This is a genomic window from Arthrobacter luteolus NBRC 107841 (assembly GCF_001552075.1).
Taxonomy (GTDB): Bacteria; Actinomycetota; Actinomycetes; order Actinomycetales; family Micrococcaceae; genus Arthrobacter_B; species Arthrobacter_B luteolus.
In genome coordinates, this window is the sequence record NZ_BCQM01000003.1 from 153869 (window position 1) to 177876 (window position 24008).

The 24008-nt window shown below is 65.5% G+C and carries 22 protein-coding genes and 1 tRNA gene; 16 read left to right on the plus strand and 7 right to left on the minus strand.

Annotation, left to right across the window (positions count from 1 at the left end):
* Window positions 1-87: 87 nt before the first annotated feature.
* From AL3_RS07495 to AL3_RS07570, 16 genes are all read left to right on the plus strand, one after another.
* Window positions 88-1278, plus strand: a complete 1191-nt coding sequence (locus AL3_RS07495; protein WP_370665185.1) for an amidohydrolase — start codon at window positions 88-90, stop codon at window positions 1276-1278.
* A 248-nt stretch (window positions 1279-1526) separates the two neighbouring features.
* On the plus strand, window positions 1527-2648 hold the full coding sequence (locus tag AL3_RS07500; protein ID WP_370665124.1) for a BMP family lipoprotein: 1122 nt from the start codon (window positions 1527-1529) through the stop codon (window positions 2646-2648).
* A gap of 134 nt (window positions 2649-2782) precedes the next feature.
* Entirely contained in the window at window positions 2783-4327 is a 1545-nt protein-coding gene (locus tag AL3_RS07505; RefSeq protein WP_066298797.1) for an ABC transporter ATP-binding protein, read from the plus strand.
* Window positions 4328-4374: 47 nt separating this feature from the next.
* Complete coding sequence (locus AL3_RS07510; RefSeq protein WP_151724036.1) at window positions 4375-5685, plus strand: ABC transporter permease; 1311 nt, start codon at window positions 4375-4377, stop codon at window positions 5683-5685.
* Window positions 5682-6971, plus strand: a complete 1290-nt coding sequence (locus AL3_RS07515; RefSeq protein WP_066298801.1) for an ABC transporter permease — start codon at window positions 5682-5684, stop codon at window positions 6969-6971. Before AL3_RS07510 ends, AL3_RS07515 begins: the two co-directional genes overlap by 4 nt.
* A 13-nt stretch (window positions 6972-6984) precedes the next feature.
* Entirely contained in the window at window positions 6985-7449 is a 465-nt protein-coding gene (locus AL3_RS07520) for a cytidine deaminase (protein ID WP_083521551.1), read from the plus strand.
* On the plus strand, window positions 7446-8732 hold the full coding sequence (locus tag AL3_RS07525; RefSeq protein WP_066298803.1) for a thymidine phosphorylase: 1287 nt from the start codon (window positions 7446-7448) through the stop codon (window positions 8730-8732). The genes AL3_RS07520 and AL3_RS07525 overlap by 4 nt, the downstream gene beginning before the upstream one ends.
* A gap of 243 nt (window positions 8733-8975) precedes the next feature.
* On the plus strand, window positions 8976-9629 hold the full coding sequence (locus AL3_RS07530) for a DedA family protein (protein WP_066298805.1): 654 nt from the start codon (window positions 8976-8978) through the stop codon (window positions 9627-9629).
* Between the two features lie 73 nt (window positions 9630-9702).
* Entirely contained in the window at window positions 9703-10854 is a 1152-nt protein-coding gene (locus tag AL3_RS07535; protein ID WP_066298808.1) for an adenosine deaminase, read from the plus strand.
* Window positions 10847-11563, plus strand: a complete 717-nt coding sequence (locus AL3_RS07540; RefSeq protein ID WP_083521552.1) for a MazG nucleotide pyrophosphohydrolase domain-containing protein — start codon at window positions 10847-10849, stop codon at window positions 11561-11563. Before AL3_RS07535 ends, AL3_RS07540 begins: the two co-directional genes overlap by 8 nt.
* Before the next feature lie 117 nt (window positions 11564-11680).
* Window positions 11681-12961, plus strand: coding sequence for a phosphopyruvate hydratase (gene eno / locus AL3_RS07545; RefSeq protein WP_066298809.1), 1281 nt, complete (start codon window positions 11681-11683; stop codon window positions 12959-12961).
* A 107-nt stretch (window positions 12962-13068) separates the two neighbouring features.
* Window positions 13069-13836, plus strand: coding sequence for an FtsB family cell division protein (locus AL3_RS18920; RefSeq protein WP_083521553.1), 768 nt, complete (start codon window positions 13069-13071; stop codon window positions 13834-13836).
* 132 nt (window positions 13837-13968) lie between these two features.
* Window positions 13969-15597, plus strand: coding sequence for a DUF501 domain-containing protein (locus AL3_RS19045; protein WP_083521554.1), 1629 nt, complete (start codon window positions 13969-13971; stop codon window positions 15595-15597).
* The gene (locus tag AL3_RS07560; protein WP_370665129.1) at window positions 15594-17015 is read left to right on the plus strand and encodes a S8 family serine peptidase; all 1422 of its coding nucleotides are present in this window, start codon (window positions 15594-15596) and stop codon (window positions 17013-17015) included. The genes AL3_RS19045 and AL3_RS07560 overlap by 4 nt, the downstream gene beginning before the upstream one ends.
* Before the next feature lie 77 nt (window positions 17016-17092).
* A complete protein-coding gene (locus AL3_RS07565; protein WP_066298810.1) occupies window positions 17093-18475 on the plus strand; it encodes an NAD(P)/FAD-dependent oxidoreductase in 1383 nt (460 codons plus the stop codon).
* A gap of 161 nt (window positions 18476-18636) precedes the next feature.
* Window positions 18637-18709: transfer RNA gene (locus AL3_RS07570), tRNA-Leu, on the plus strand.
* A 79-nt stretch (window positions 18710-18788) separates the two neighbouring features.
* On the opposite strand, the gene AL3_RS07575 is transcribed toward AL3_RS07570, so the two are convergent.
* From AL3_RS07575 to AL3_RS07600, 7 genes are all read right to left on the minus strand, one after another.
* Window positions 18789-19112, minus strand: a complete 324-nt coding sequence (locus tag AL3_RS07575) for a hypothetical protein (protein WP_151724013.1) — start codon at window positions 19110-19112, stop codon at window positions 18789-18791.
* A 77-nt stretch (window positions 19113-19189) separates the two neighbouring features.
* A complete protein-coding gene (locus AL3_RS07580) occupies window positions 19190-19516 on the minus strand; it encodes a hypothetical protein (RefSeq protein WP_066298813.1) in 327 nt (108 codons plus the stop codon).
* Entirely contained in the window at window positions 19517-20314 is a 798-nt protein-coding gene (locus AL3_RS07585; protein ID WP_066298815.1) for a M23 family metallopeptidase, read from the minus strand.
* A gap of 45 nt (window positions 20315-20359) precedes the next feature.
* Window positions 20360-20770 (minus strand): hypothetical protein, encoded by a 411-nt coding sequence (locus AL3_RS07590; protein WP_066298817.1) that lies wholly within the window; start codon window positions 20768-20770, stop codon window positions 20360-20362.
* Window positions 20767-21192 carry a hypothetical protein gene (locus tag AL3_RS07595; protein WP_066298819.1) on the minus strand — a complete coding sequence of 142 codons (426 nt, stop codon included), beginning with the start codon at window positions 21190-21192 and terminating at the stop codon, window positions 20767-20769. The genes AL3_RS07590 and AL3_RS07595 overlap by 4 nt, the downstream gene beginning before the upstream one ends.
* Window positions 21193-21313: 121 nt before the next feature.
* The gene (locus AL3_RS18360; RefSeq protein WP_157075248.1) at window positions 21314-21487 is read right to left on the minus strand and encodes a hypothetical protein; all 174 of its coding nucleotides are present in this window, start codon (window positions 21485-21487) and stop codon (window positions 21314-21316) included.
* A gap of 11 nt (window positions 21488-21498) precedes the next feature.
* Window positions 21499-24006, minus strand: coding sequence for a hypothetical protein (locus AL3_RS07600; protein ID WP_066298823.1), 2508 nt, complete (start codon window positions 24004-24006; stop codon window positions 21499-21501).
* Between the last annotated feature and the right edge of the window lie 2 nt (window positions 24007-24008).

Consider the following 24008-nt stretch of genomic DNA (forward strand, 5'->3'; position numbering starts at 1 on the left):
TTATGAGCGTTCGTGAAGTCTTAAAGCCAACTGGTTCCCGCAAGCCAGCGCAGGTTGGCTAACCTTGAACATGTGCAGACAACCTCGCTGAGTAACTCGCCCGTACCATCAATCAGGGGCAGTGTTGCTCCGATCCTGGGTGAGTTGATCGATTTCCGGCGGGACCTCCACTCCCATCCGGAACTCTCGCACAAGGAATTCCGCACCACCGACCGGATTATCGAAGCCCTGGAGGCCGCCGGCCTGCAGCCGAAGCGGCTCTCCGGCACCGGCGCCTACGTTGACATCGGCGACGGCCCCATCCAGCTCGGCCTGCGCGCGGACATTGATGCGCTTCCCGTGCTCGAGGAGACGGGTCTGCCCTACGCGTCCGTCAACACCGGGATCACCCACGCATGCGGGCATGACATCCACACGACGGTAATGCTGGGCGCGGCCAAGGTGCTTGCCCGACTGGATGCGGAAGGCAGCCTCGGCGGCCGCATCCGCGTCATCTTCCAGCCGGCCGAAGAGGTGATGCCCGGCGGTGCCCTTTCCGTCATCGAACAGGGCATCCTCGAAGGTGTGCCCCGGATTCTGGCGCTGCACTGCGACCCGCGGGTCGACGTCGGGCAGGTGGGCACCCGCATCGGTGCCATCACCTCGGCGTCCGACACCATCCGGATTGAACTCTCCGGACGCGGCGGCCATACCTCCCGTCCGCACCTGACCGAAGACCTGGTGTTCGCCCTGGGGCAGATTGCGGTCAGCGTTCCCGCTGTCCTGTCCCGCCGGATCGATGTGCGCAGCGGCGTTTCCGTGGTCTGGGGCCAGATCCACGCCGGGTCAGCACCCAACGCGATTCCGGGGCACGGTTTTCTCGCCGGAACCATGCGCTGCCTCGACGCCGAGGCCTGGTACGCGGCGGGCAAGCTGCTTGACGACGTCGTCCGGGAAGTCGCGGCACCCTACGGGGTGGAGGTGGCGCTTGAGCACACCCGCGGCGTTCCGCCGGTGATCAACTCCGAGACTGAGACCGGGCTCATCGAAGCCTCCGCTCGGGCCGAACTGGGTGAAGACTCCGTAGTGCTCACGCCGCAGTCCATGGGCGGGGAGGACTTCGCCTGGATGACCCAGGCCGTTCCCGGTGCCATGATGCGGCTGGGAACCCGCACGCCCGGAGGCGAAACCTACGACCTGCACCGGGGGGACTACAACCCCGATGAGCTCTCCATCAGCTGCGGCGTTTCGGTGATGGCGGCGGCTGCGGTCCGGGCGGCACGCGGGCTGCGCCACTAGTCCAACCGGCTCCGCCGGGCCCCCAACCGGAGCGGCTGGCACCGCAGCATTGATAACAACATACAAACGATGTTCTTCAGCGCCCCCAGATCGTAGGTGGTTTGCGCCACATGCCACTATGGTTGGGTCTGCTGCGCTCCGCTGAGGTAAGGGGCGCGCACCACACGCGCCTGCGCGCGAGGCCGTTCAACCGGATGGCCGTGCTGCAGACTCCAACGGGTGGACCCCTTTTCTTTTCTGGAGGAACATTGAAGAATTTTCCGCGCAGCATAAAGCGCAATGCCGGTATTTCCGCCGCCATGCTGGGCGCTTCGGCGCTTCTGCTGGCCGGCTGCGGCGCCGCTCCCGAGGAAGACGCTGCCTCGGACACAGCCAGCAGCGGCAGCAGCGCCAGCAGCGATTTCCTGGCGTGCATGGTTTCGGACTCCGGCGGGTTCGATGACCGCTCGTTCAACCAGTCCAGCTTCGAGGGCCTGCAGGCCGCGGAGAAGGACCTCGGCATTCAGATCAAGACTGCCGAGTCCCAGTCCGAGACCGACTTCCTGCCGAACCTGGACTCCATGGTGGTCCAGAACGGCTGCGACATCACCGTCACCGTTGGCTTCCTCCTGGCAGACGCCACGAAGGAAGTTGCTACCGCGAACCCCGAGAGCAACTTTGCGATCGTCGATGACAACAGCATCGAACTGGATAACGTCAAGCCGATCATCTATGACACGGCGCAGGCTGCCTTCCTGGCAGGCTACGTAGCTGCCGGCACCTCCGAAACCGGCAAGGTGGCCACCTACGGCGGCATCAACATCCCCACCGTCACCATCTTCATGGATGGCTTCGCGGACGGTGTTGAGTACTACAACGAGCAGAACAGCGCCAACGTTGAACTGCTCGGCTGGAACAAGGCAGACCAGACCGGTTCCTTCATCGGCAACTTCACCGACACCGGTGCCGGTAAGACCACCACGCAGAACTTCCTCAATGAGGGTGCGGACATCATCATGCCCGTGGCCGGACCGGTCGGAACCGGCACTCTGGACGCGGTCGTTGAAGCGAACGCCAACGGCGGCAGCAACAAGGTGGTCTGGGTCGACTCCGACGGTTTCGAGACCGCGGGCACCGGCCAGGAATACATCCTCACCTCGGTTATGAAGCTGATGGGCGACGCGGTGGAAACCGTCATCTCCTCTGACGTCGACGGCAACTTCGACGCCACCCCGTACGTCGGAACCCTGGAGAACGGCGGCGTCGCACTGGCTCCGTTCCATGACCAGGAAAGCGCTGTACCTGCGGACGTGAAGACCGCAGTGGACGAAATCAAGGCCAAGATCATCTCCGGTGAAATCACCGTGGATTCCGCCGCCAGCCCCAAGTAATACGGGCATGCAGTGAACTCAACCGCCGTCCGCCCCGGCTGCACCGCAGCGGGGCGGGCGGCGGTTTGTTCTGGTCCCGGTAGTCTTCCTCCCGGGAACCCAAACACTCAGACTCAAACAGATTGGTTGGGGTTGTGAAACTCGAACTTAAGGGCATTACCAAGCGCTTCGGCACGCTGGTGGCCAACGACCACATAGACCTGGTGATCGAGCCCGGGCAGGTGCACAGCCTGCTGGGCGAGAACGGTGCCGGCAAATCGACGCTGATGAACGTCCTTTACGGCCTCTATGAACCCACCGAGGGTGAAATCCTGGTCAACGACAAGCCGGTGGTCTTCTCCGGCCCCGGTGATGCCATGGCCGCAGGAATCGGCATGGTCCACCAGCACTTTATGCTGGTGCCCGTCTTCACCGTTGCGGAAAACGTGGCGCTGGGACATGAGAGCACCAAATTCGCCGGCACCCTGAACCTGGAAACCACCAAGGCCCGGATCCGGCAGATCTCCGACCAGTACGGGTTCGACGTCGATCCCGAAGCAGTCGTTGAAGACCTGCCGGTGGGTGTGCAGCAGCGGGTGGAAATTATCAAGGCCCTGATCCGGGACGCGGAAGTCCTGATCCTGGACGAGCCCACCGCCGTCCTCACCCCGCGCGAGACGGATGAGCTGCTCGCCATCATGCGCCAGCTGACCGAGGACGGAAAGTCCGTTGTCTTCATCTCCCACAAGCTGCGCGAGGTGAAGGCCGTCTCTGACGTGATCACTGTGATCCGCCGCGGCCAGGTGGTAGGCGACGCTCCGCCCAGCGCCAGCACCTCGGAACTGGCTGCCATGATGGTGGGCCGCTCCGTCAGCCTGACCCTGGAAAAGGCCCCGGCCGAACCCGGTGCAGCCACCTTCCAGGTCCGGGACCTGGTGGTGCTTTCAGACTCCGGCCAGGCCATGGTGGACCACGTGAGCTTCGAGATCGCCAAGGGTGAGATCCTCGCCGTCGCCGGTGTCCAGGGCAACGGGCAGACCGAACTCACCGAAGCCGTGATGGGCCTGCAGGACCACGTAAGCGGCTCCATCCAGCTCGACGGCAAAGAACTCGTTGGCCGGCGCGCTGACCAGATCATCGACGCCGGTGTGGGCTTCGTGCCCGAGGACCGCAGCGTTGACGGGCTCGTCGGACCCTTCTCGGTGGCGGAAAACCTGATCCTGAACCGCTACAAGAAGGCACCGTTCGCGCGTGGGCTGTCCATGCGCCCCGCAGTTGTTGCCGCCAACGCCGCCGAGAAGATCAAGGAGTTCGACATCCGCACGCAGTCGGCGGAGTCGGCAGCGGGAACCCTTTCCGGCGGCAACCAGCAGAAAGTCGTGATGGCCCGCGAACTTTCGCGGCCGCTCTCACTGTTCATCGCGTCCCAGCCAACCCGCGGCGTCGACGTCGGCTCCATTGAGTTCCTGCACAAGCGGATCGTTGCGGAACGCGACGGCGGCACACCCGTCCTGATCGTGTCCACCGAACTGGATGAGGTCCTGGAGCTGGCTGACCGGATTGCCGTCCTCTACGGCGGCAGGCTCATGGGGATTGTCCCCGGCAACACCCCGCGCGGTGTCCTTGGCCTGATGATGGCCGGGATGGGCGCCGATGAAGCACTTTCGCACGACCGTGAGACTGAGGAAGGGACACAGTGAGCCCGGAGGAAAAAGGCAGCAAATCAGAGGATGCCCGCAGCAAGGATGTGGCGGCCGCTGAAGACACGCGGCTGCTGACCGCCGCGGAAACGGCCGGCGGGGCGCTTCCGCCGCCCGCCGTACCGGTCTCCGGTTCCGAGCTCCGCCCCGAGGGCGGCAACGAATCGGTCCTGCACCGCATAGTCACCGGCAATGCGCTGGTCTCCGTTCTGGCCGTCCTGATGGCACTGATCCTCGGCGGCCTGCTCATTGCCGTCACCGACGAAGCCGTGGCCAACTCCGCGGGCTACTTCTTCAGCCGCCCAACAGACCTGCTGGGGGCTGCCTGGTCGGCGGCTTCGGGAGCCTACATCGCCCTCTTCCAGGGATCGGTCTTCAACTTCGAGGCCGACAGCTTCTCCCGGATGATCTATCCGCTGACCCAGACCCTGACCGTCGCGACGCCGCTGATCTGCGCCGGCCTCGGAGTCGCCCTGGCCTTCCGGGCCGGGATGTTCAACATTGGTGCCCAGGGCCAGATCATCATCGGTGCCACCCTGGCGGCCTGGGTCGGTTTCAGCTGGCACCTGCCGGTGGGGCTGCACCTGCTGGTTGTGGTGATCGCAGGAGCCGTCGGCGGCGCCCTTTGGGGCGGGATCGCCGGGCTCCTGAAAGCCCGAACCGGTGCGCACGAGGTCATTGTGACCATCATGCTCAACTACATTGCTATCCAACTGGTGCTCTTCCTGCTCACCACACCGGGCTTCCAGCGCCCGGGCTCCACCAACCCCATCAGCCCCCAGCTGGACAGCACCGCGATGTTCCCGCCACTGCTCGGTGAGGGATTCCGTCTGCACTGGGGTTTCATCATGGCCATTGCCGCGACGGTGTTCATCTGGTGGCTGCTTAACCGCTCCACCGTCGGCTTCGAACTGCGCGCCGTAGGCGCCAACCCTGCTGCCGCACGCAACGCCGGCATCAGCACCACCAAGGGCTACGTGATCGTTATGCTGATCGCCGGCGCCCTTGCGGGTCTGGCCGGCGTCGCGCAGGTCTCCGGCACGGAGAAGGTACTCACCTCCGGTGTGGCCGCCAGCTTCGGTTTCGACGCCATTACCGTCGCCCTGCTCGGCCGCTCCTCACCGTGGGGGACCTTTGCCGCGGGCCTGCTGTTCGGAGCCTTCCGCGCCGGAGGCGTCACCATGCAGACCAGCACCGGAACCAGTATCGACATTGTCCTGGTGGTCCAGTCGCTGATCGTCCTGTTCATCGCCGCACCTCCGCTGGTCCGGTCCATCTTTAGGATTCCACCGCCAGGTGCCTTCAAAACATCGGGCAAGCGCACCACCACCAACGCAGCAGCCGGAGGAGCAGCATGAGCACCGCAACCACCCTTGCTTCCGCCGGGCAGCCTGCCGCCGTCCAGGCCATCCGCAGCTGGAAGACTCCGATCCTGTTGGGGTGCCTGGCGATCCTGGCCTTCCTCATTTTTGGGCTGGGCGCGCCGGCCAGTGAGGTGACGTTCAGGCTCACCGAGGACGACGCCGCCATCCAGCTGCCGAATATCGTGGCTTCGGCCATGGCGGTCGGCTGGATCTCCTCGGTGGTACTGCTGGCTTCCGCAGCGTATGCCGCCTTCCTGGTAAGCCGTTACCAGCCCGTGCCGGGCTGGTTGATCGCCGTATTCGCGGTGTTCTTCATCGCCGCCTTCCTGACCTGGTCCGTCGGCAGCGCCCGCAGTCCCAGCGTGGCGCTCTACGGCCTGCTCGCAGGATCCTTCACACTGGCGTTCCCGCTGATCTTCGGTTCCCTCTCCGGGGTGCTCTGCGAACGTTCCGGTGTTGTGAACATCGCCATTGAGGGCCAGCTGCTCTTTGGTGCCTTTGCCGCCGCCGTCGCGGGTTCCCTCTCCGGCAACGCTTTCGTGGGCCTTTTCGCCGCCGCCATCGCCGGTGTCCTGGTCTCCCTGGTGCTGGCAGTGTTCAGCATCAAGTACATCGTGAACCAGGTGATCGTCGGCGTCGTCCTGAACGTGCTGGTCTCCGGCCTGACCGGGTTCCTTTTCTCCACGGTGCTCAGCGCCGACCCGGAGACCTGGAACTCCCCGCCGCGGCTGGATAAGATCCCGATCCCGCTGCTGGAAGACATCCCGATCATCGGCCCGATCCTCTTTGACCAGTCCGTGATCGGCTACCTGATGTACGTGGCCGTGGCAGCGATCTACTTCGGCCTCTTCCACACCAAGTGGGGACTGCGCACCCGGGCCGTGGGCGAGCATCCCAAGGCCGCCGACACTCTGGGCGTGAACGTCAACCGCACCCGCTTCTACAACGTGCTGCTGGCCGGCTCGGTGGCCGGCGTGGGCGGAGCCTTCTTCACGCTGGTTTCGGTGTCCTCCTTCAACCGGGACATGACCTCGGGTCAGGGGTACATCGCCCTGGCAGCCCTTATCCTGGGCCGCTGGAACCCGATCGGAGCCCTCTTCGCCGCCCTGCTCTTCGGCTTCGCGTCGAACCTGCAGTCGGTGCTGAGCCTGCTCGGCACCCCCGTCCCGAACCAGTTCCTGGCCATGCTGCCCTACGTGGTGACCATCTTCGCCGTCGCCGGTGTGGTGGGTAAATCACGTGCCCCGGCTGCCAGCGGCATTCCATACATCAAGGGTTAGGCGGCAGGAAACCATGCAAGGGAATCACCAGAATCCAGCGGCCGCCAGCGGCGGGACGGAACCGGAGAATGCGGAACCGGAGATTGACTGGGAGGTGCTGCAGGACGCAGCCCGCGGCGCCATGGCCCACGCTTACGTCCCGTACTCCCGGTTCCCGGTGGGCGCCGCAGCGCTGACCGATGACGGACGGATCGTTTCGGGCTGCAATATCGAAAACGCGTCCTACGGCCTGACCCTGTGTGCCGAATGCTCCATGATCAGCCAGCTGCAGATGACTGGCGGCGGACGCCTGCTGGCCTTCACCTGCGTTGACGGAGAAGGGCAGACCCTGATGCCGTGCGGCCGCTGCCGCCAGCTGCTGTACGAATTCCGGGCACCGGGCATGAAGCTGCTGACCGTCAGTGGGATCAAGACGATGGACGAGGTGCTGCCGGACGCCTTCGGCCCCCAGCACCTGGAAGGGGACAACAAACAATGAGCTCCGAGCAGTTCGACACCGTTGACATCATCCGAACCAAGCGGGACCGCGGCACACTCACGCCCGAGCAGATTGACTGGACGATCGACGCCTACACCCGGGGAGCGATTGCCGACGAGCAGATGGCGGCCCTGAACATGGCGATCCTGCTTAACGGCATGAACCGGGAGGAAATCTCCCGGTGGACGGCGGCCATGATCGCCTCCGGGGAGCGGATGGACTTTTCCGCCCTCGGCAAGCCGACATCGGACAAGCACTCCACCGGGGGAGTGGGGGACAAAATCACCCTTCCGCTGGCACCCCTGGTTGCCGTTTTCGGAGTTGCCGTGCCGCAGCTTTCCGGCCGCGGCCTCGGCCACACCGGGGGCACCCTGGACAAGCTTGAAGCCATCCCCGGCTGGCGTGCAGACCTGAGCAACGCGGAGATGATGGCCCAGCTGGCGGACGTCGGCGCCGTCATCTGCGCGGCAGGTGCCGGGCTGGCGCCCGCTGATAAGAAGCTCTACGCGCTGCGGGACGTCACCGGAACGGTGGAAGCGATCCCGCTCATCGCCTCTTCCATCATGAGCAAGAAGATCGCCGAAGGCACAGGCTCGCTGGTCCTGGACGTCAAGGTCGGTTCGGGCGCCTTTATGAAGAACGTGGACGACGCCCGGGAACTGGCCCGCACCATGGTCACACTCGGTAAAGATGCCGGGGTCAATACTGTGGCGTTGCTCACCAACATGGCCACTCCGCTCGGTCTGACCGCCGGAAACGCCATCGAAGTGGAGGAATCCGTGGAGGTCCTCGCCGGGGGCGGACCGTCCGACGTGGTGGACCTGACCGTGGCTCTGGCCCGGGAAATGCTCACCGCAGCGGGACGCCCCGATGCCGACCCGGAAGCCGCGCTGAGGGACGGCCGCGCCATGGACGTGTGGCGGCGGATGATCTCCGCGCAGGGAGGCGACCCGGACGCGCAGCTGCCCGTGGCGCGGGAATCGGAGACGATCCTGGCGCCGGCTGACGGCGTGCTGACCGAACTCGATGCCCTGGCCGTTGGCGTTGCCGCCTGGCGGCTTGGCGCCGGAAGGGCGCGGAAGGAAGATGCCGTGCAGGCCGGAGCCGGTGTCCGGCTGCATGCCAAGCCCGGAGACACGGTCAAGGCCGGCAGCCCGCTGATGACGCTGCTGACCGACACCCCGGAGAAGTTCGAGCGTGCGCGGGAGGCCCTCGCGGACGCCGTCACTGTGTCCCCGGGCCCGGTGGCGGCCCCGCCGCTGATCATCGACCGCATCAGCTGACCGCCGTGGCGTGCGAAGGACCGCAGGTCACCGGCCTGCGGTCCTTCTGTGCGCCAGGACGGGGCGGGCTGAGCCATTCTGCTTCTGCTCCGCAGCACCGGGCCGGTCAGGGTTAACCCCTGGGAAGGTTCAGGGTGTTACGGGGGTGATGCCCGATACCGGGCACTCTTTCTAAGATGGCATCGTTGTAGGTACAGATACCGATTCGAGGAGTGCCGCCCATTGGACGTGCTAGACGCCGTAATGGACAACATCAACAGCTTCGTCCTGGCTTACTCAGGGGCTCCCTGGGTTTACCTGGTGCTCTTTGCCTGTTGCCTGCTGGACGGATTCTTTCCGCCGATTCCCAGTGAATCACTGGTGGTGGGACTCTCCGCCCTGATCTTCACGGCATCCGGCCCCAACTTCTGGCTGATTCTCCTGGCCGCGGCCGCTGGAGCTTTCATCGGCGACAACATCGCCTATGCCCTGGGCCGGACACTGCGGACCGACCGGTTCCGCTGGATGCGCGGCCCGCGCATGCAGCGCGGCTTCGTCTGGGCGCGCAAGGAACTGGACAAACGCGCAGTGTCACTGATCCTGATCGCCCGCTTTATTCCGGTTGGACGTGTGGTGGTGAACCTGACCGCCGGCGCAACGCGTTATCCGCGGCGGATGTTCGTTGCGCTCACCGGACTATCCGCGGTGCTGTGGGCAGCCTATTCGGTGGCTATCGGGGCACTCGCGGGAGCCTGGTTCCAGGAACACCACCTGCTCGCCGTCGTCGTCGCCGTTGCGGTGGCGCTGGTCCTCGGCCTGATCATCGACCGGATCATCAACAAACTCCGTGGCCCCACTCCGATGCATACCCCGGAGGCGCTGGTCCAGCCGGCCCAGCCGGCCGAGAAAAAATCCTAGCCAGGAAAATCCCAGCCAGCGAAGTCCGGGCAGCCACCGGCCGGCGGTGGTGCGGCTCACGTAGAGTTGGCGTGTGACTGAGCCCATTACGCATCCCGCTGCCCTTTCCGCCTTCGACATCCGCGTCCTGCCCAAGGTCTCCCTGCACGATCATCTTGACGGCGGGCTGCGCCCGGCCACGATCGTGGAGCTCGCCGAGGCTGCCGGCCACAATCTCCCATCCACGGATCCCGTGGCCCTGGGGGAGTGGTTCCGCGAATCAGCCAACTCCGGCTCCCTGGTGCGCTACCTGGAGACGTTCGACCACACCATTGCCGTGATGCAGACCCGTGAGGGTCTCACCCGCGTCGCCCGCGAGTTCGTTGAAGACCTGGTGGAGGACGGCGTCGTTTATGCCGAGATCCGCTGGGCGCCGGAGCAGCACCTGCGCGGGGGCCTGAGCCTGGATGACGCCGTGGAGGCAGTGCAGGCCGGCCTGGAAGCCGGAGTCGCTGAGGCCGGGGAGAACGGCCACCTGATCCAGGTTGGCCAGTTGATCACCGCCATGCGCCACGGAGACCGCGGCCTGGAAATCGCCGAGCTGGCCGTGCGCCACCGGGACCGGGGAGCGGTGGGCTTCGACATCGCCGGTGCCGAAGACGGCTTCCCGCCCTCGCGGTTCAAGGACGCTTTCACGTACCTGGCCGAGCAGATGTTCCCGGTAACCATCCACGCCGGTGAAGCCGCCGGGGTGGAGAGCATCGTTGACGCACTGGTCCACGGCCGGGCGCTGCGCCTGGGCCACGGCGTGCGCATCGCCGAGGACATTGAAGTGGACTTCGAAGACGAAGACGCGCCCGACGCCGGCGGGGACACCTCCGTCGGCATGGTCACCCTAGGCGAGGTCGCGGCCTGGGTGCGGGACCGCGGTATCCCGCTGGAACTCTGCCCCTCCTCGAACCTGCAGACCGGAGCGGTGGAATCCTTCGGCGAGGACATCGAATCCCACCCGATCGACCTGCTCTACCAGACCGGCTTCGTAGTCACCGTCAACACGGATAACCGCCTCATGAGCGGCGTCAGCCTCACCGATGAGTTCGACCTCCTGGTGCAGACCTTCGACTATGACCTGGACGATGTCCTGGAACTGACCATGAACGCGGCCAACGCCGCTTTCCTCCCGCTCGAAGAGCGGGCGGTCCTGGCCGAATACATCACCGAAGGTTTCAACCGCGTCCGTGGCTAGTCAGGAGCCATGCAGCGATGACCTGGGCCGGGCTTTCATCCGCCTGGCCCAGGTCATCGCGCTGCTGCGTGACCGCTGCGCCTGGACGGGCGCGCTGACCCATGAGTCCCTGCTGGAGTATCTGCTCGAGGAAGCCTATGAGGTCATCGAAGCGGTGGAGACAGGCCACACCGGTGCGCAGGACGCAGCAGAGCTCAGCGGCGAGCTGGGGGACGTGCTGTTCCAGGTCCTGCTGCACGCCAGGCTGCAGGAGGAGGCCGGGAACTTCTCCATCCTTGACGTGGTCGAAGGCCTGACCGCGAAAATGGTCCGCCGCAACCCGCACGTCTTTAATCCGGACGGAACACCCGCGGACTCCACCACCGGCGATCCCGCCGAAATCGAACGGGCCTGGGACGCCGCCAAGAAGCTGGAAAAACCCCGGCGCAGCAGTGCCTTCGAAGGCATCCCCGTGTCCCTTCCGGCTTTGGCCCTGGCCGCGAAAACCCAGAACCGCGCCCGGCGGGCCGGCATCGGTGTTCCCGCTGCGGAAGCCGGTTCCGGGGCCGCACCCGGCGCTGCCGTGCCCGGCTGGGACAACGAAAAGGAGCTCGGCGACCTGCTGTTTGAGACGGTGCGGCAGGCAACCGAACGCGGCATCGACCCGGAGGCGGCCCTGCGGGCTGCCGTCCGCCGTTTTACGGCCGCCGCGCCTCCCATTACCGATTGACCCGCCCGGTCCTTACTACCGGACGGGATTCCACTAGGCTTGGATCAGGCAGCGCGGCTCCCGTTTCAGGCCTGGCTGTAGTTTCCATTCCAAGTTCCAACGAACAGGAGCATTCCCATGGCCATCATTGATGCCATCCACGCCCGTGAAATCCTTGACTCGCGGGGCAACCCGACCGTCGAGGTCGAGGTCCTGCTCGACGACGACACCTTTGGCCGCGCCGCGGTTCCCTCCGGCGCTTCCACCGGCGCCTTCGAAGCCAACGAACGCCGCGACGGCGAAAAGGACCGCTACCAGGGCAAGGGTGTACTCCAGGCCGTTGAAGCCGTCATCGACCAGATCCAGCCCGCCCTGCTGGGCTTCGATGCCGCCGACCAGCGCGCCATTGACCAGGCCATGATTGACCTGGACGGCACGGAGAACAAGTCCGGCCTTGGCGCCAACGCCATCCTGGGTGTCTCCCTTGCCGTGGCCCGTGCCGCTGCCGAATCCGCCGCGCTGCCGCTGTACCGCTACCTCGGCGGCCCGAACGCACACATCCTGCCCGTGCCGCTGATGAACATCCTCAACGGCGGCTCCCACGCCGACTCCGACGTCGACATCCAGGAATTCATGATTGTTCCCCTGGGCGCCGAAACCTACTCGGAGGGCCTGCGCTGGGGCGTTGAGGTCTACCACAACCTCAAGTCCGTGCTGAAGGAAAAGGGCCTCTCCACCGGCCTCGGCGACGAAGGCGGCTTCGCTCCGAACCTGCCCTCCAACCGCGCAGCCCTGGACCTGATCCTCGAAGCCATCACCCGCGCCGGCTACACCCCGGGCACGGACATCGCGCTGGCACTCGACGTCGCCTCCTCCGAGTTCTTCAAGGACGGCGCGTACGTCTTCGAAGGCCAGAACCGCAGCGCTGCGGAAATGTCCGCGTACTACGAGGAACTCGTCCGCGACTACCCGCTGGTCTCCATTGAGGATCCGCTGGATGAGAACGACTGGGAAGGCTGGAAGGCCCTCACCGCGAGCCTCGGCAGCAAGGTGCAGCTGGTTGGCGACGACCTCTTTGTCACCAATCCGGCCCGCCTCGAGACCGGCATCAAGGAAAACGCCGCCAACTCGCTGCTGGTGAAGGTCAACCAGATCGGTACCCTGTCCGAGACCCTCGACGCGATCACCATGGCGCAGCGCGCCGGGTTCACCACGATCACCTCGCACCGCTCCGGCGAAACCGAAGACACCACGATCGCTGATATCTGCGTTGCCACCAACGCAGGCCAGATCAAGACCGGTGCCCCGGCCCGTTCAGAGCGCGTGGCCAAGTACAACCAGCTGCTGCGCATCGAGGAAGAGCTCGACGACGCCGCACGCTACGCAGGCCGCAGCGCCTTCCCGCGTTTCACGGCATAGTTCCACACCTTCCGGTGGGTACCCTCGAATATGGGGGTGCCCACCGGCGGCATTTCCACGGGGAAACAGCGCCGAAGAAACCGAGAGTCAGTCAGACGAGGAGCAGCATGTCCACCCGACGACCCAAGGTGCCGAAACCGGCGGCGGACGGGCTTCCGGCGGGAGCCCCGCGCCGCGCAGCGCCGAAGACCCCGGGTGCGGAGAAAAGCAGGACAGCCGCTGCGCCGGGCACTGGAACAGCTGCTGCCGCACCACAGGCAGGGACGGCCGCCTCAAAGGGCGGTGCTCCGGCAGCCAAGAGCGGTGCAGGCGCCGCTGAGGGCCGCGCCCGGAAACCCCGGCAGCCCAAACCCGCAAAGACAGCGAAGCCGGAGAGCGCATCGGCGGCGCGGGCCGCGGCACGGCAGGAGCTGGCAGGGGAGATCCGCCGGGATGTGCCGGCCGGAACCGCCGGGCCGGCAGGGCCGGCCCGGACAGAACCCGCACTGAGGCCGGTCCCGGCGAAGTCCTTCTCCGGGCGGCTGCTGGCCCTCGGAATCGTTATGGTCGTCATCACTGTCCTGCTGGCACCCTCCGTCCGCACCTACCTGCAGCAGCGGTCAGAAATCGCTGCCCTGCAGGCCGACATCGTGGAGGCCGAACAAACCGGGGCGCAGCTGCAGGAAACGCTGAACCGCTGGGAGGACCCGGCGTACATCAAGGCGCAGGCACGGGAACGGATTTTCCTGGTCATGCCCGGCGAAACCCGGTACCTGGTCAAGGGCGAAGACGGGGTCGAGGAAGTTGAGGAGCAGGCAGCTTCGGAAGCCCCGCAGGACCTCGAATGGGTGGATGCCCTCTGGGACTCAGTGGTCCGATCCGCGGCCGCTCCCTGACCCGGAAACGCCCCGCCGCCGGCCTGGGATGACCGGGAACGGACGCCTGGGCCCCCGGCGGCACAGTACGCTGGACTATTGAAACATCACCACTCCGGGTCCGCAGCGGACCCCCAGGAAGGACCTTCCGGCATGATCCAGGATCAGCTCACACCGACCCAGGAAGACCTGGAGACTCTGAGCCGGCAGCTCGGACGGCCGGTCCGCGACGTCGTCGAAATCGGCGCCCGCTGCGTCTGCGGCAACCCGCTGGTCGCCACCACCGCGCCCCGGCTGGGCAACGGCATACCGTTCCCCACCACGTACTACCTGACCCATCCGGTCATCACCTCAGCCGTTTCCCGCCTCGAGGCGGCAGGCGTTATGGCGGAAATGACGGCCCGGCTGGAACAGGACCCGGAACTTGCCCGCCGCTATGAACAGGCACACGAGGCCTATCTGCAGGTCCGCGACGAAATCGGCGAACGCACGGGGACCGGACCGGTCCCGGAAATCGCCGGGGTCTCAGCCGGCGGTATGCCGACGCGCGTCAAATGCCTCCATGTGCTGGTGGGCCATTCCCTCGCAGCCGGTCCCGGGGTGAACCCGCTGGGGGACGAAGCCATCGAGGGCATCGCCGAATGGTGGACCCGTGAGCGCTGCTATTGTGAGGGCGCGTGGGCCACGGACGGACCCGCCCCGGCCCGGGACCTGAGCCGCCACACCAAAACACAGGGTCTGTCGGCCCAGGAGCTGGACCGGAAACGGGCGGCCCGCCGGGCTGCGCTGGAGGCTGAACAAGGGGGCCAGGAACCAAGCATGGATAATCCGACGACGCGTGTGGCCGCAGTCGACTGCGGCACGAACTCAATCCGGCTCCTGATCGCGGACGTAGTGTCGCGCGGCGGCGTCACCGAACTGACCGACGTCGTGCGCCTGATGCGCGTGGTCCGGCTGGGGGAGGGCGTGGACGCCACCGGCAGGCTCTCACCTGCTGCCCTGGAGCGCACGTTCACCGCAACCGATGAGTACGCAGCGCTGATCCGTGAACACGGGGCCGAAAAGGTCCGCTTCGTTGCCACCTCGGCCACGCGCGACGCCGAGAACAGCGAAGAGTTCACGGCAGGCATCCGGCAGCGGCTGGGCGTGGAACCGGAAATCATTTCCGGCGACGAGGAAGCCGGGCTCTCCTTCGCCGGTGCCACCAGCGTGCTGGGCAGCAGCGACGGTATGCAGACCCTCGTCGTCGACCTTGGCGGCGGTTCCACCGAATTTGTCCTGGGGACTTCGGACGGCGTGCTGGCATCGCGGAGCACCGACATGGGCTGTGTGCGGTTCACCGAGCGGCACCTCGTTTCGGACCCGCCCACCGAGGCGGAAATCGCAGTCGCCCGGGGAGACATCCTGGACATGATCGCGCAGGTGCTGGAGACGGTTCCGCTCGCTTCCGCCGACCGCCTGGTCGGGGTGGCCGGAACCATCACCACCGTGACGGCCCATGCGCTGAAACTGCCGGAGTACTCCTCCGAGGCCATTCACGGAACTGAGCTGAGTGTGGCCGCGATTGACCATGCCGCCGAATCACTCCTGCGGATGTCCCGCAGCGAACGCGCGGGGCTGCCCTACATGCACCCCGGCCGCGTCGACGTCATCGGTACCGGATCCCTGATCTGGCAGACCATCGTGGACCGCATGGCGGAACTGACCGACGGACGCATCGATTCCGCGGTGACGTCCGAGCACGACATCCTCGACGGCATCGCCCTGAGCACGGTTCGGTGAGCGCGGAAACGAAGCGGCGCCGCCCCGGTGCCGCGGTGAAGCGCGCAGCGGGTGCGGGAGCCCTCTCCCTGACGGCCGTCCTGATGTTCCAGCTTGCCGTGCCGGCTGCAGCCCACGCGGACGAGTGGCGGGACAGGGAATACTGGCTGGCCGACTACGGGATCACGGAAGCCTGGAAGAAGACCCAGGGCGAAGGCGTCAAGGTTGCTGTCATCGACACCGGGATCGACTCCAGCCACCCGGACCTTACCGGCGCAGTCACCGGCGGAACCGATGTGTCCGGTGCCGGCGATCCGGCCGGTGCCAGGGGCCTGGGGGTCAACCCGGAACACGGGACCCTGGTTGCCACGCTGCTCGCCGGCCGCGGACACGCTGCCGAAGGCGGCGACAGCAAAGATGCAGACAAGGACAAGGCCAAATACGACGGCCCCGGTAACGGACCTGACGGCATCATTGGAGTCGCTCCGAAGGCGGAGCTGCTTTCGGTGTCCGCCTGGATCGGCGGTTCCAACCCCGGCGGAGTTCCGATTGACGCTCAGCTCCCCAACGCGGTCCGCTGGGCCGTGGACAACGGAGCCAAAGTCATCAACATGTCCCTGGGATCGTCCTCCACCGCCTGGCCTGAGAGCTGGGATGACGCGTTCCTCTATGCCGAGCAGCACGACGTCGTGATTGTGGCCGCCGCAGGCAACCGCGGGGTGGGGATGATCCAGGTCGGTGCGCCGGCCACGATTCCCGGGGTCCTGACGGTTGCCGGCCTGGACCGCCAGGGCAAAGCCAGCTGGGACTCCTCCTCCGAAGGAATCAGCATCGGCGTCGCGGCGCCGGCGGAGAACCTGGTGGGAGGCCTCCCGGGCGGCCCGTCCCGCTATGCCGAATGGTCCGGCACATCAGCAGCTGCCCCGCTGGTCTCCGGTGTGGCAGCCCTGATCCGCTCGGCGCATCCCGAGCTCAGCGCGGCCCAGGTGATTAACCGCATTATCACCACGGCTAAGGATGGTGGAGCACCGGGACGCGACACCCTCTACGGTTACGGAATCGTCGACGCCAACGCGGCGGTCAACGCCGATGTTCCGGCCGTTGCCGGCAACCCGCTGGGAACCATTGAGGAGTGGATCCGCATTCACCGGCGCGGGGAAGCGCCGGCTGCCCCGGAAAGTGACGATCCTCCCGCCGGCCCCGCGGTGCCGGACATCCCTGAGCCCCAGGTGCCTGTGGCTGCGGAACCCTATCTGGAAGAGGATCCGCTCCCGGCGGCCCTGGTCCTGGGCTTCGGCGGACTGGTGCTGCTCGTGGGAACGGCCGGGACCGTCGCCGTCCTGCGGATCCGGCGCTCCGGGCGGCCGGTTCCGGAGCCCGGCGCCGAGGGACCGCCGGCTGACGGAGAGCGTGAAAAGCAACCCGCGGGGCTGGTGTAGCAGACGCTTATACCCGGGCAGAAACAGAGTTCGGGACACTTCGTGAAGACTTTCACAAGTCGGGTAGGATATGTGCCATGGCATCGCACACACAATTTTCTGATCGTCCCCGCGTCCTGGTGGTTGGCGGTGGCTACGTCGGTTTGTACGTAGCCAAGAACCTTCAAAAGAAGGTCAAGGCCAATGGCGGGATCGTTACGGTAGTGGATCCGCTGCCGTACATGACCTACCAGCCCTTCCTGCCGGAAGTGGCCGCCGGCACCATCCAGGCCCGCAACGCCGTCGTATCCCACCGGATGCACCTGAAGGACTCCGAGCTGATCGCCGGCAAGGTAACCGCGATTAACCACGCGACCCACACCGCCACGGTGGAACCTGCAGACGGCAGTGAGCCGTTCGAGCTCAGCTACCGCGACGTGGTTCTCTCCGCCGGTTCCGTGACCCGTACCTTCCCGATCCCGGGCCTGGCCGAAGCCGGCATCGGGATGAAGACCATCGAAGAAGCCGTCGAGATGCGTAACAAGGTGCTCGAGCGCATCGAGACCGCATCCCTGATGACAGACCAGGCCGCACGCGCCCGTGCCCTGACCTTCGTTGTGGTGGGCGGCGGGTTCGCCGGCATCGAAACCATCACCGAAATCGAAGACATGGCCCGCGGCGCCGTGCGTGCGAACAACCGGCTCAAGCGTGAAGACCTCCGCTTCGTGATGATCGAAGCCATGGGCCGCGTGATGCCCGAGGTCAAGCCCGACCAGGCCGAGTGGGTTGTCTCCAGCATGCGTGAGCGCGGCATCGAGGTACTGCTGAACACGTCCCTGGCCAGTGCCGAAGGCGGCCTGCTGAAGCTGATCAACATGGCGGACAAGTCCCCGGCCGGCGAATTTGAAGCCGACACCCTGATCTGGACCGCCGGCGTGCAGGCCAACCCCATGGTCCGCGGCACCGATTTCCCGATTGACGACCGCGGCCGCGTGCGCGCCAACGCTGAACTGCGGATCACCGGCGACGACGGTCCCCTCGAAGGTGCCTGGGCCGCCGGCGACGTTTCCGCCGTTCCCGACCTGACCGGCGGCGGTGTCGGAGGCTTCTGCGTCCCGAACGCCCAGCATGCCGTCCGCCAGGCCAAGCGCCTCTCGAAGAACCTGCTGGCGTCCCGCTACGGCCAGGGTGCCGTCAAGGAATACCGCCACAAGAACCTCGGTGCCGTGGCCGGAATGGGCCAGTACAAGGGCGTTGCCAACATCATGGGCTTCGGTATGAAGGGCTTCCCGGCCTGGCTGGCACACCGTGGCTACCACGGTATGGCAATGCCGATGTTCGAGCGTAAGTTCCGGGTTGTTTCCGGCTGGGCCGCGAACTTCTGGTTCGGCCGCGACTTCACCCAGCTGCTGCACCTGAAGAACCCGCGCAAGGCGTTCGTCGAAGCAGCCACGCCTGCCAAGAAGCCTGCCGGCAAGTAACCTGCAGCTTTAACACAGACCTGCCATCCGACGGCGGCCAACGGAGTACTCCTCCGGCGGCCGCCGTTGGCGGTTAAGGCGTTTCCTGTGCTCCCCGCGGCTCAAGTAGGCTTGTCTTTGCCCCCAAACCACCGGCGCCCAGGCGCCGGGTCCCGGGGCATGCCCCAGTAGCCCAATGGCAGAGGCAACCGACTTAAAATCGGTGTGTTGTCGGTTCGAGTCCGACCTGGGGTACCTGAATTCCCTTATGAATCAAGGGAAGCAGTTCTTCTGAGCAGTGCGTCGAATCCCTAATTCTGGCCCGAAGGGACGCTTACGGGACGGAAACGTTCCTAAAGTCTTTTGCCGGAACCAAGGCATCATAGGGATCCTGCCAGCTGGAATCTTCCCGTGAGATTCTTCTCACTGCCCTCGCCGGCACCCATTCGTTGTGCGCCTGGTTATCGCTGTCCATCCAGTGGAGCAGCACGTAGCTGCGTGTCCACCCGGCCGCCTTGGCATCCACCACGTTGCCGTCCGGGAAGCGAACGCGTACGTAGGGCTCCCGCCCATACAGGGCATGCGTTACTGTCCCCGGTGGCCGTCCGACGTTGGAGACGGTGTTGCGCGGGGTGGTTGCGAGGTCGACCTTAATCATGCCGGATACCTTCTCACCTGCCACTGACTTAAACGCCGGAAGCGCCCCACCCATTCCTGGGCGGGGCGCTTCGTTTCTCAAGCTTCGTGCCGGCCCTTGGAATCGGGTGCCAGGACAGCGAGGTGTTTCCGGAGCCAGTCGTTGACACCCGGTACGGCGAGGACGCGGGTCACGAGTGCAAGCAGCGCGAGGGCGGCCACGAGGACACCGTTCACCCAGAGAGTTACCTCTGCGGGGATGACGTCCGTGTACTCGGTGAGCCAGTCCTGGACGGCCACGAGGATGCCGTTCACGAGTGGGAACAGTGCCACCGCGGCGGCGAAGATGGTGCGGAGCACCGCCCGGCCCGGGTTCGCTTCCTGCGTTGCGAGAGGCTGAGGGGTTTGGAGTCCGTTGCTGGTCATCTACTTCTCCTTGCTGTAGCGGGCTGCGGCCTGTGCGATGTCGTCTGCCTGCTGCCGGTTGATGGTCTTGCCGTCTGCCTGGGCTTTCACGCCTTCGATGGTTCGGGCTGTGGTGGCGGCGACGATGGACTCTGCCTGCACGGGGTTGATGAGGAGCCGGTTGTTCAGTTGCTCGACCACCAGGGCCGCTGCTCGTTTGGCGATGTCTTCGGCTTGCTGTGCTTCGATTTGTACTGCCATGTTTCCCTCCTCGGGAGTGATGGCACCGGCGGGTACTGTGCCCTTGCCGCCTGTGCCTAGGGCGATGACGGTGGATGTTGTGAAGTAGTCTCGGGGGTTGACGCGGCCGTAGAACGTGCCTGCTGGGTAGATGCCCTCGGCGTAGTCGATGAACGCTTCCCAGTGGGTGTGTGGTCCACTGCTGTTCCCGGTGGAGCCGACCGCCCCAATGATCTGGCCTGCCCGGACAAAGTCTCCGGGCTTCACGTCGATGCGTGACTGGTGGCTGAAGCTGGTTTGGATGGCTGATGCTCCGGGCGCGGAGGGCTGGAGGATGGTGCAGCCTCCGGAGCCGCCGTTGAAGGGGATCATTTCCCAGGTGTTGCCGGGTGGGAATGTTCCGAACGACGCCCAGACGACGAACCCGTCACAGGGTGCGACGATGGGGGTGCCGGCGGGTGCGGCGATGTCGATCCCTTTATGCCAGGGCGGACTCTCCCAGGTGTTCTCCACCCCGAAGTCTTGGCTGATGTATGCGCCGTCTGCGAGGGCAACAGGCCAGCGGTCGAAGATGGTCATAGTGCCTCCTGGGCATAAAGAAAGCCCCGGAGTGCGGGGCTTGAGCTAGTCGATATTGATGGACGGTTTCGGCGGCGGTCGGTCGTCGAGACGGAGGACGTGCCACCGTTGGATCAGGTCGTCCCAACCGTTCGATAGGACCCGGAGGGCTTCCCGTAGGCCGCTGATCGTTCGGTCCTGCTCGCGGACGTGGGTCTCTAGCCCCTCTACGCGTCCGGCTAGTGTCTGCCGCTCCCCGCGCTCCTTGTTGAGGTCCTCACGGAGCGAGATGTTGTCTTCACGGGCGGCGGTCGCGACAGCGAGGGCCATCTGCACGGACTGGTCAGCAGCCGCAATGTCCGCGTCTCGCTGGCGAATGGGGGCCTCTTTGCGGGATTGCCGGTACCCCCAGAATCCCGTCCCCCCGAGGGCGGCGAGGAGCGCCACGATGATCGGCACGACGAGTTCGGGGGTCAAAGGATTTCGCCCTTCACTTCGGCGATAGTGCGGCGGGTGTGCCGCTCAATCATCAGGACGGACACGAATCGGAGGAGCCCGCCCAGCCCAAGCATGAGGGGGACGATCCAAGAGAATATGGACTCCGGGTAATGCCAGGACACACTGATTGCGTAGGCGACGAATCCACCTCCGGAGAGCAGTAGCCCGAAGCGTTCGAGCGCCCACCCGGTGGAGACGTCGTCGCCGTGCCAGTTCAGGCCAACAACGGACAGCACGCCGCCGGCCGCAAGGAAAGACGACACCAGGATGACCACGAGTAGCGGCATCTGGTCCATGCTCTTGGACGGGGTGAAGGCTGATGTGAACAGGGAAACCGCTGCGAGGATGCCGAAAATCAGCGATACCACTGCAACCGTCGTATCCATCGGGTGAACCAGCATGCGATCCCACCAAGACGGCGGGTTCCTCACTGGTTGATAAACGTGAGTAGGCACGGGTGCCCTCCTTGTTTTGGGTACAAAAAAAGCACCCATGCGGGGGTGCTGATGGTGGTGCTGAGGTTTAGGCTGTGGCCCCGTAGAGTGCCCGATGCGTGAGGTAGTCGTGCACTGCCAGGGCCTGTGCCAGGATTTCCGGGTCGGTGATGGCGCCGTTGGAGTTCGCCTGTGTTCCGTCGCGGGGGTCCAGCGAGATGTTCACGTAGACCACGCGTGCGGGGGTATTGGCTTCAGCCATGCTGTTGCTCCCTATGAGTAGCGGGTGAGTCGGATGGTGGCCCGGTAGTAGGCGAGGCCGCCGGACGTTTGTATGAACCGGAATTTCAGCTTCGCGCCGGCCGCGAGGAGTTTCCCGCCCATGGCCCCGGTCCCTTGGTCTTCACCGACTTGGATGCCGGTTCGGCTGTACGCGACGTCGTTGCCGTCCGCGATGTCGATGAAGGATCGGCCTGTTGTCGGTTTGGCTGTGGTCAGTCCGGAGTTGGTATAGAGGACGATCTGGAAGTCCACCCCGTAGATGCCCCGTTCCAAGATGGTCAGCGCTCCGGTACTGGGCGTGGTTAGGGTTGCCGTCGAGGAGCCGGCCTGTCGGACCGGGGTGGAGATGTCCTGATCCGCTGCGGCGAAGTTCGCTTTGCTGCCAGTGCAGGTGTACTCCGTGATCGTTATTCCGCGGATAGGATCCCCGTTGGCCAGTACGCCGTTCCGGCCATCCAGCCTAAGCACACCGTCGCCGTCGTGCCGAACTTCGGCTAGAGCACCGATGCCATCTTGCAGCGATTGGGTGTACCAGCCATTTGGGTGGACGGAATGAATGGTTTGGCGGCTTGGCTGTGCTGTGGGTGTGGCACGGTTACTGGCCGCCAGCATGCTTGCGACGTCAGTTGAGACGCTCATGCCGGTATGTCCTGACAGATCCGTGGCGCGGGAGCTGCGGAGCACAAGGCCCTCACTATTGGCGGTATCGGCCATGAGTCCGGCGGACCACTTCGGCACGGTGCCCACACCGTCTTCTCGTTCGCCCTCAAACCACAGGCCTGGCCAGCGGTCGTTCGAGTTCGTGGCGAAGGGAGAAGCCCGCTGGGTTAATATGGCGCGGGTCCGATAGGAAACAGACTTACCACCCGGGTCTATGAGTGTGCCGCGCCCATGGCCTGTCACGCCGTCGTCGGTGAACTTGACGCCGACGTTAGCCGCGGAGTTGGTCTCGATGCTTGCACCCACGACCCGCAGGCCCTGGAAGAATCCATCCACGATCAGCGATGGGGTGACCTTCTCGGTGGCCGTGGCATTGCCGTGGACAGTGAAAGTGACCCCATTGGTTAGGCACGCGACGGCGAAAGCGATGCCGACGACGCCCGCCGGTATGGTGTACTCCTGCTCCAGCTTTCGCCGGCCGGTCCCGCTCCGCGTCGTCAGGCCGGTATAGGACACCGTGCCGTCCGCCTTGAGGAGGTAGGCGTTCCACCGGCAGTTAGCCACTGCGGTGGTGGTGACCTCCACCGAGAGGCTGTAGACCTGACCCGGCGTGACAGACAGCATCTCCGCTGGACGGGCCGCGGTGGGCGTGTTAGGCCAGAACTGAAAGGCATCGTTAGTAGATGCCATGACGTGCTGCATAGCCGCCGGCTCCGTGGCCGTACCGGGAACCAGAGCCCACGTGCCGGAGGACCGCGCCATGCGCCCGCTGTTCAGCTCAGCGTCCAGGAAACCCGGATCCGGTATGAGGTTTCCGCCCGCGCCGATGAACACCTGGTTGGCGTAGAGCTTCATAAACGCGCCGGTCTCGGCGGCGAACTTACGGGCCACCGCCTCCCCGAGCTGCGCGCTTCCCGCGATGAGCTGGTCTGTGGTCACCTTTAGGAAGCTCGCCACGTTCGCTGCAATGCGCTGCGCCGTGAGGGTATTTAGCGCGGAGTCACCGGTGACGAACAGATTCTTGATGTCCACCCGCTGGAACGCCGCCGTGTAGGAGGCGATGTGCTGCGCGTAGACATCTGGCAGCGGGGCCACTCCGGTGAGCATGTCCAGCTCGGTGCGGGCGCTGGCCAGCCGGGCGTTGGCCAGAGCCAGGCCGGAGTCCAGTGCGGGGAGAGTGGTGTTCTGCAGCGTGCCCACTGTACCGGCGAGAGTGTCCTGCGCCTGCTTGTTCCGGATGATGGCCGCGTTCATCTCGGCGTCAACAGCCTGGAATTCCTCCCGCAGCGCATCAACGTCCACGTCCGAGCCCACCCGGGGAAGGACCTCGACCGTGACCTCCCGCGACTGTACCGACCGCTTGCCGCTGAGGGCACGGGAGACGAGCACGACGTACCAGACGCCCGGCTCCAGCATGGCGGTGCGCGAGCCGCCCCGGGGGGACTCCAGCGTGTCCAGGAGGGTGGCGGTGGTCTCGGCCTGGAACCCGGACACCGGGCTGGCGTGCGCCTCGGTGCGCGCCCAGTCCAACGGGGCGGGGATGGTGATATCCGTCTCCCCGCTGACCTCGTCCGCGAAGTTCCCGTCCCACCCGAAGTTCAGCAGCCCCGGCCCGCCGGAGACCACCGCTTGGGAAGGGCGTGGCGGGTTGGGTCCGGAGACCACGACCGCGCCATGCGTTCCGTCGGGCTGCTTGCCGATCACGGAGACAAGCTGCCCGTTGCCGTTGTACTCCTCGATGGTGCCGTCCTCGAGGGAGGAGTAAGCCATCTGTGGTCCGGTAGCCAGCCCTTTCACATGGTTCTCCAGCTTGATGAGCCGGGCGGCGAAACGTTCCACAG

Excerpts from the sequence above, each read along its gene's own strand:
- AL3_RS07565 (WP_066298810.1), top strand. The coding sequence starts at position 17,093 with ATGGCATCGCACACACAATTTTCTGATCGTCCCCGCGTCCTGGTGGTT.
- AL3_RS07580 (WP_066298813.1), bottom strand. The coding sequence starts at position 19,516 with ATGACCAGCAACGGACTCCAAACCCCTCAGCCTCTCGCAACGCAGGAA.
- AL3_RS18920 (WP_083521553.1), top strand. The coding sequence starts at position 13,069 with ATGTCCACCCGACGACCCAAGGTGCCGAAACCGGCGGCGGACGGGCTT.
- AL3_RS07525 (WP_066298803.1), top strand. The coding sequence starts at position 7,446 with ATGAGCTCCGAGCAGTTCGACACCGTTGACATCATCCGAACCAAGCGG.
- AL3_RS19045 (WP_083521554.1), top strand. The coding sequence starts at position 13,969 with ATGATCCAGGATCAGCTCACACCGACCCAGGAAGACCTGGAGACTCTG.
- AL3_RS07585 (WP_066298815.1), bottom strand. The coding sequence starts at position 20,314 with ATGACCATCTTCGACCGCTGGCCTGTTGCCCTCGCAGACGGCGCATAC.
- AL3_RS07530 (WP_066298805.1), top strand. The coding sequence starts at position 8,976 with ATGGACAACATCAACAGCTTCGTCCTGGCTTACTCAGGGGCTCCCTGG.
- AL3_RS18360 (WP_157075248.1), bottom strand. The coding sequence starts at position 21,487 with ATGGCTGAAGCCAATACCCCCGCACGCGTGGTCTACGTGAACATCTCG.
- AL3_RS07575 (WP_151724013.1), bottom strand. The coding sequence starts at position 19,112 with ATGATTAAGGTCGACCTCGCAACCACCCCGCGCAACACCGTCTCCAAC.
- AL3_RS07515 (WP_066298801.1), top strand. The coding sequence starts at position 5,682 with ATGAGCACCGCAACCACCCTTGCTTCCGCCGGGCAGCCTGCCGCCGTC.
- AL3_RS07595 (WP_066298819.1), bottom strand. The coding sequence starts at position 21,192 with ATGCTGGTTCACCCGATGGATACGACGGTTGCAGTGGTATCGCTGATT.
- eno (WP_066298809.1), top strand. The coding sequence starts at position 11,681 with ATGGCCATCATTGATGCCATCCACGCCCGTGAAATCCTTGACTCGCGG.
- AL3_RS07520 (WP_083521551.1), top strand. The coding sequence starts at position 6,985 with ATGCAAGGGAATCACCAGAATCCAGCGGCCGCCAGCGGCGGGACGGAA.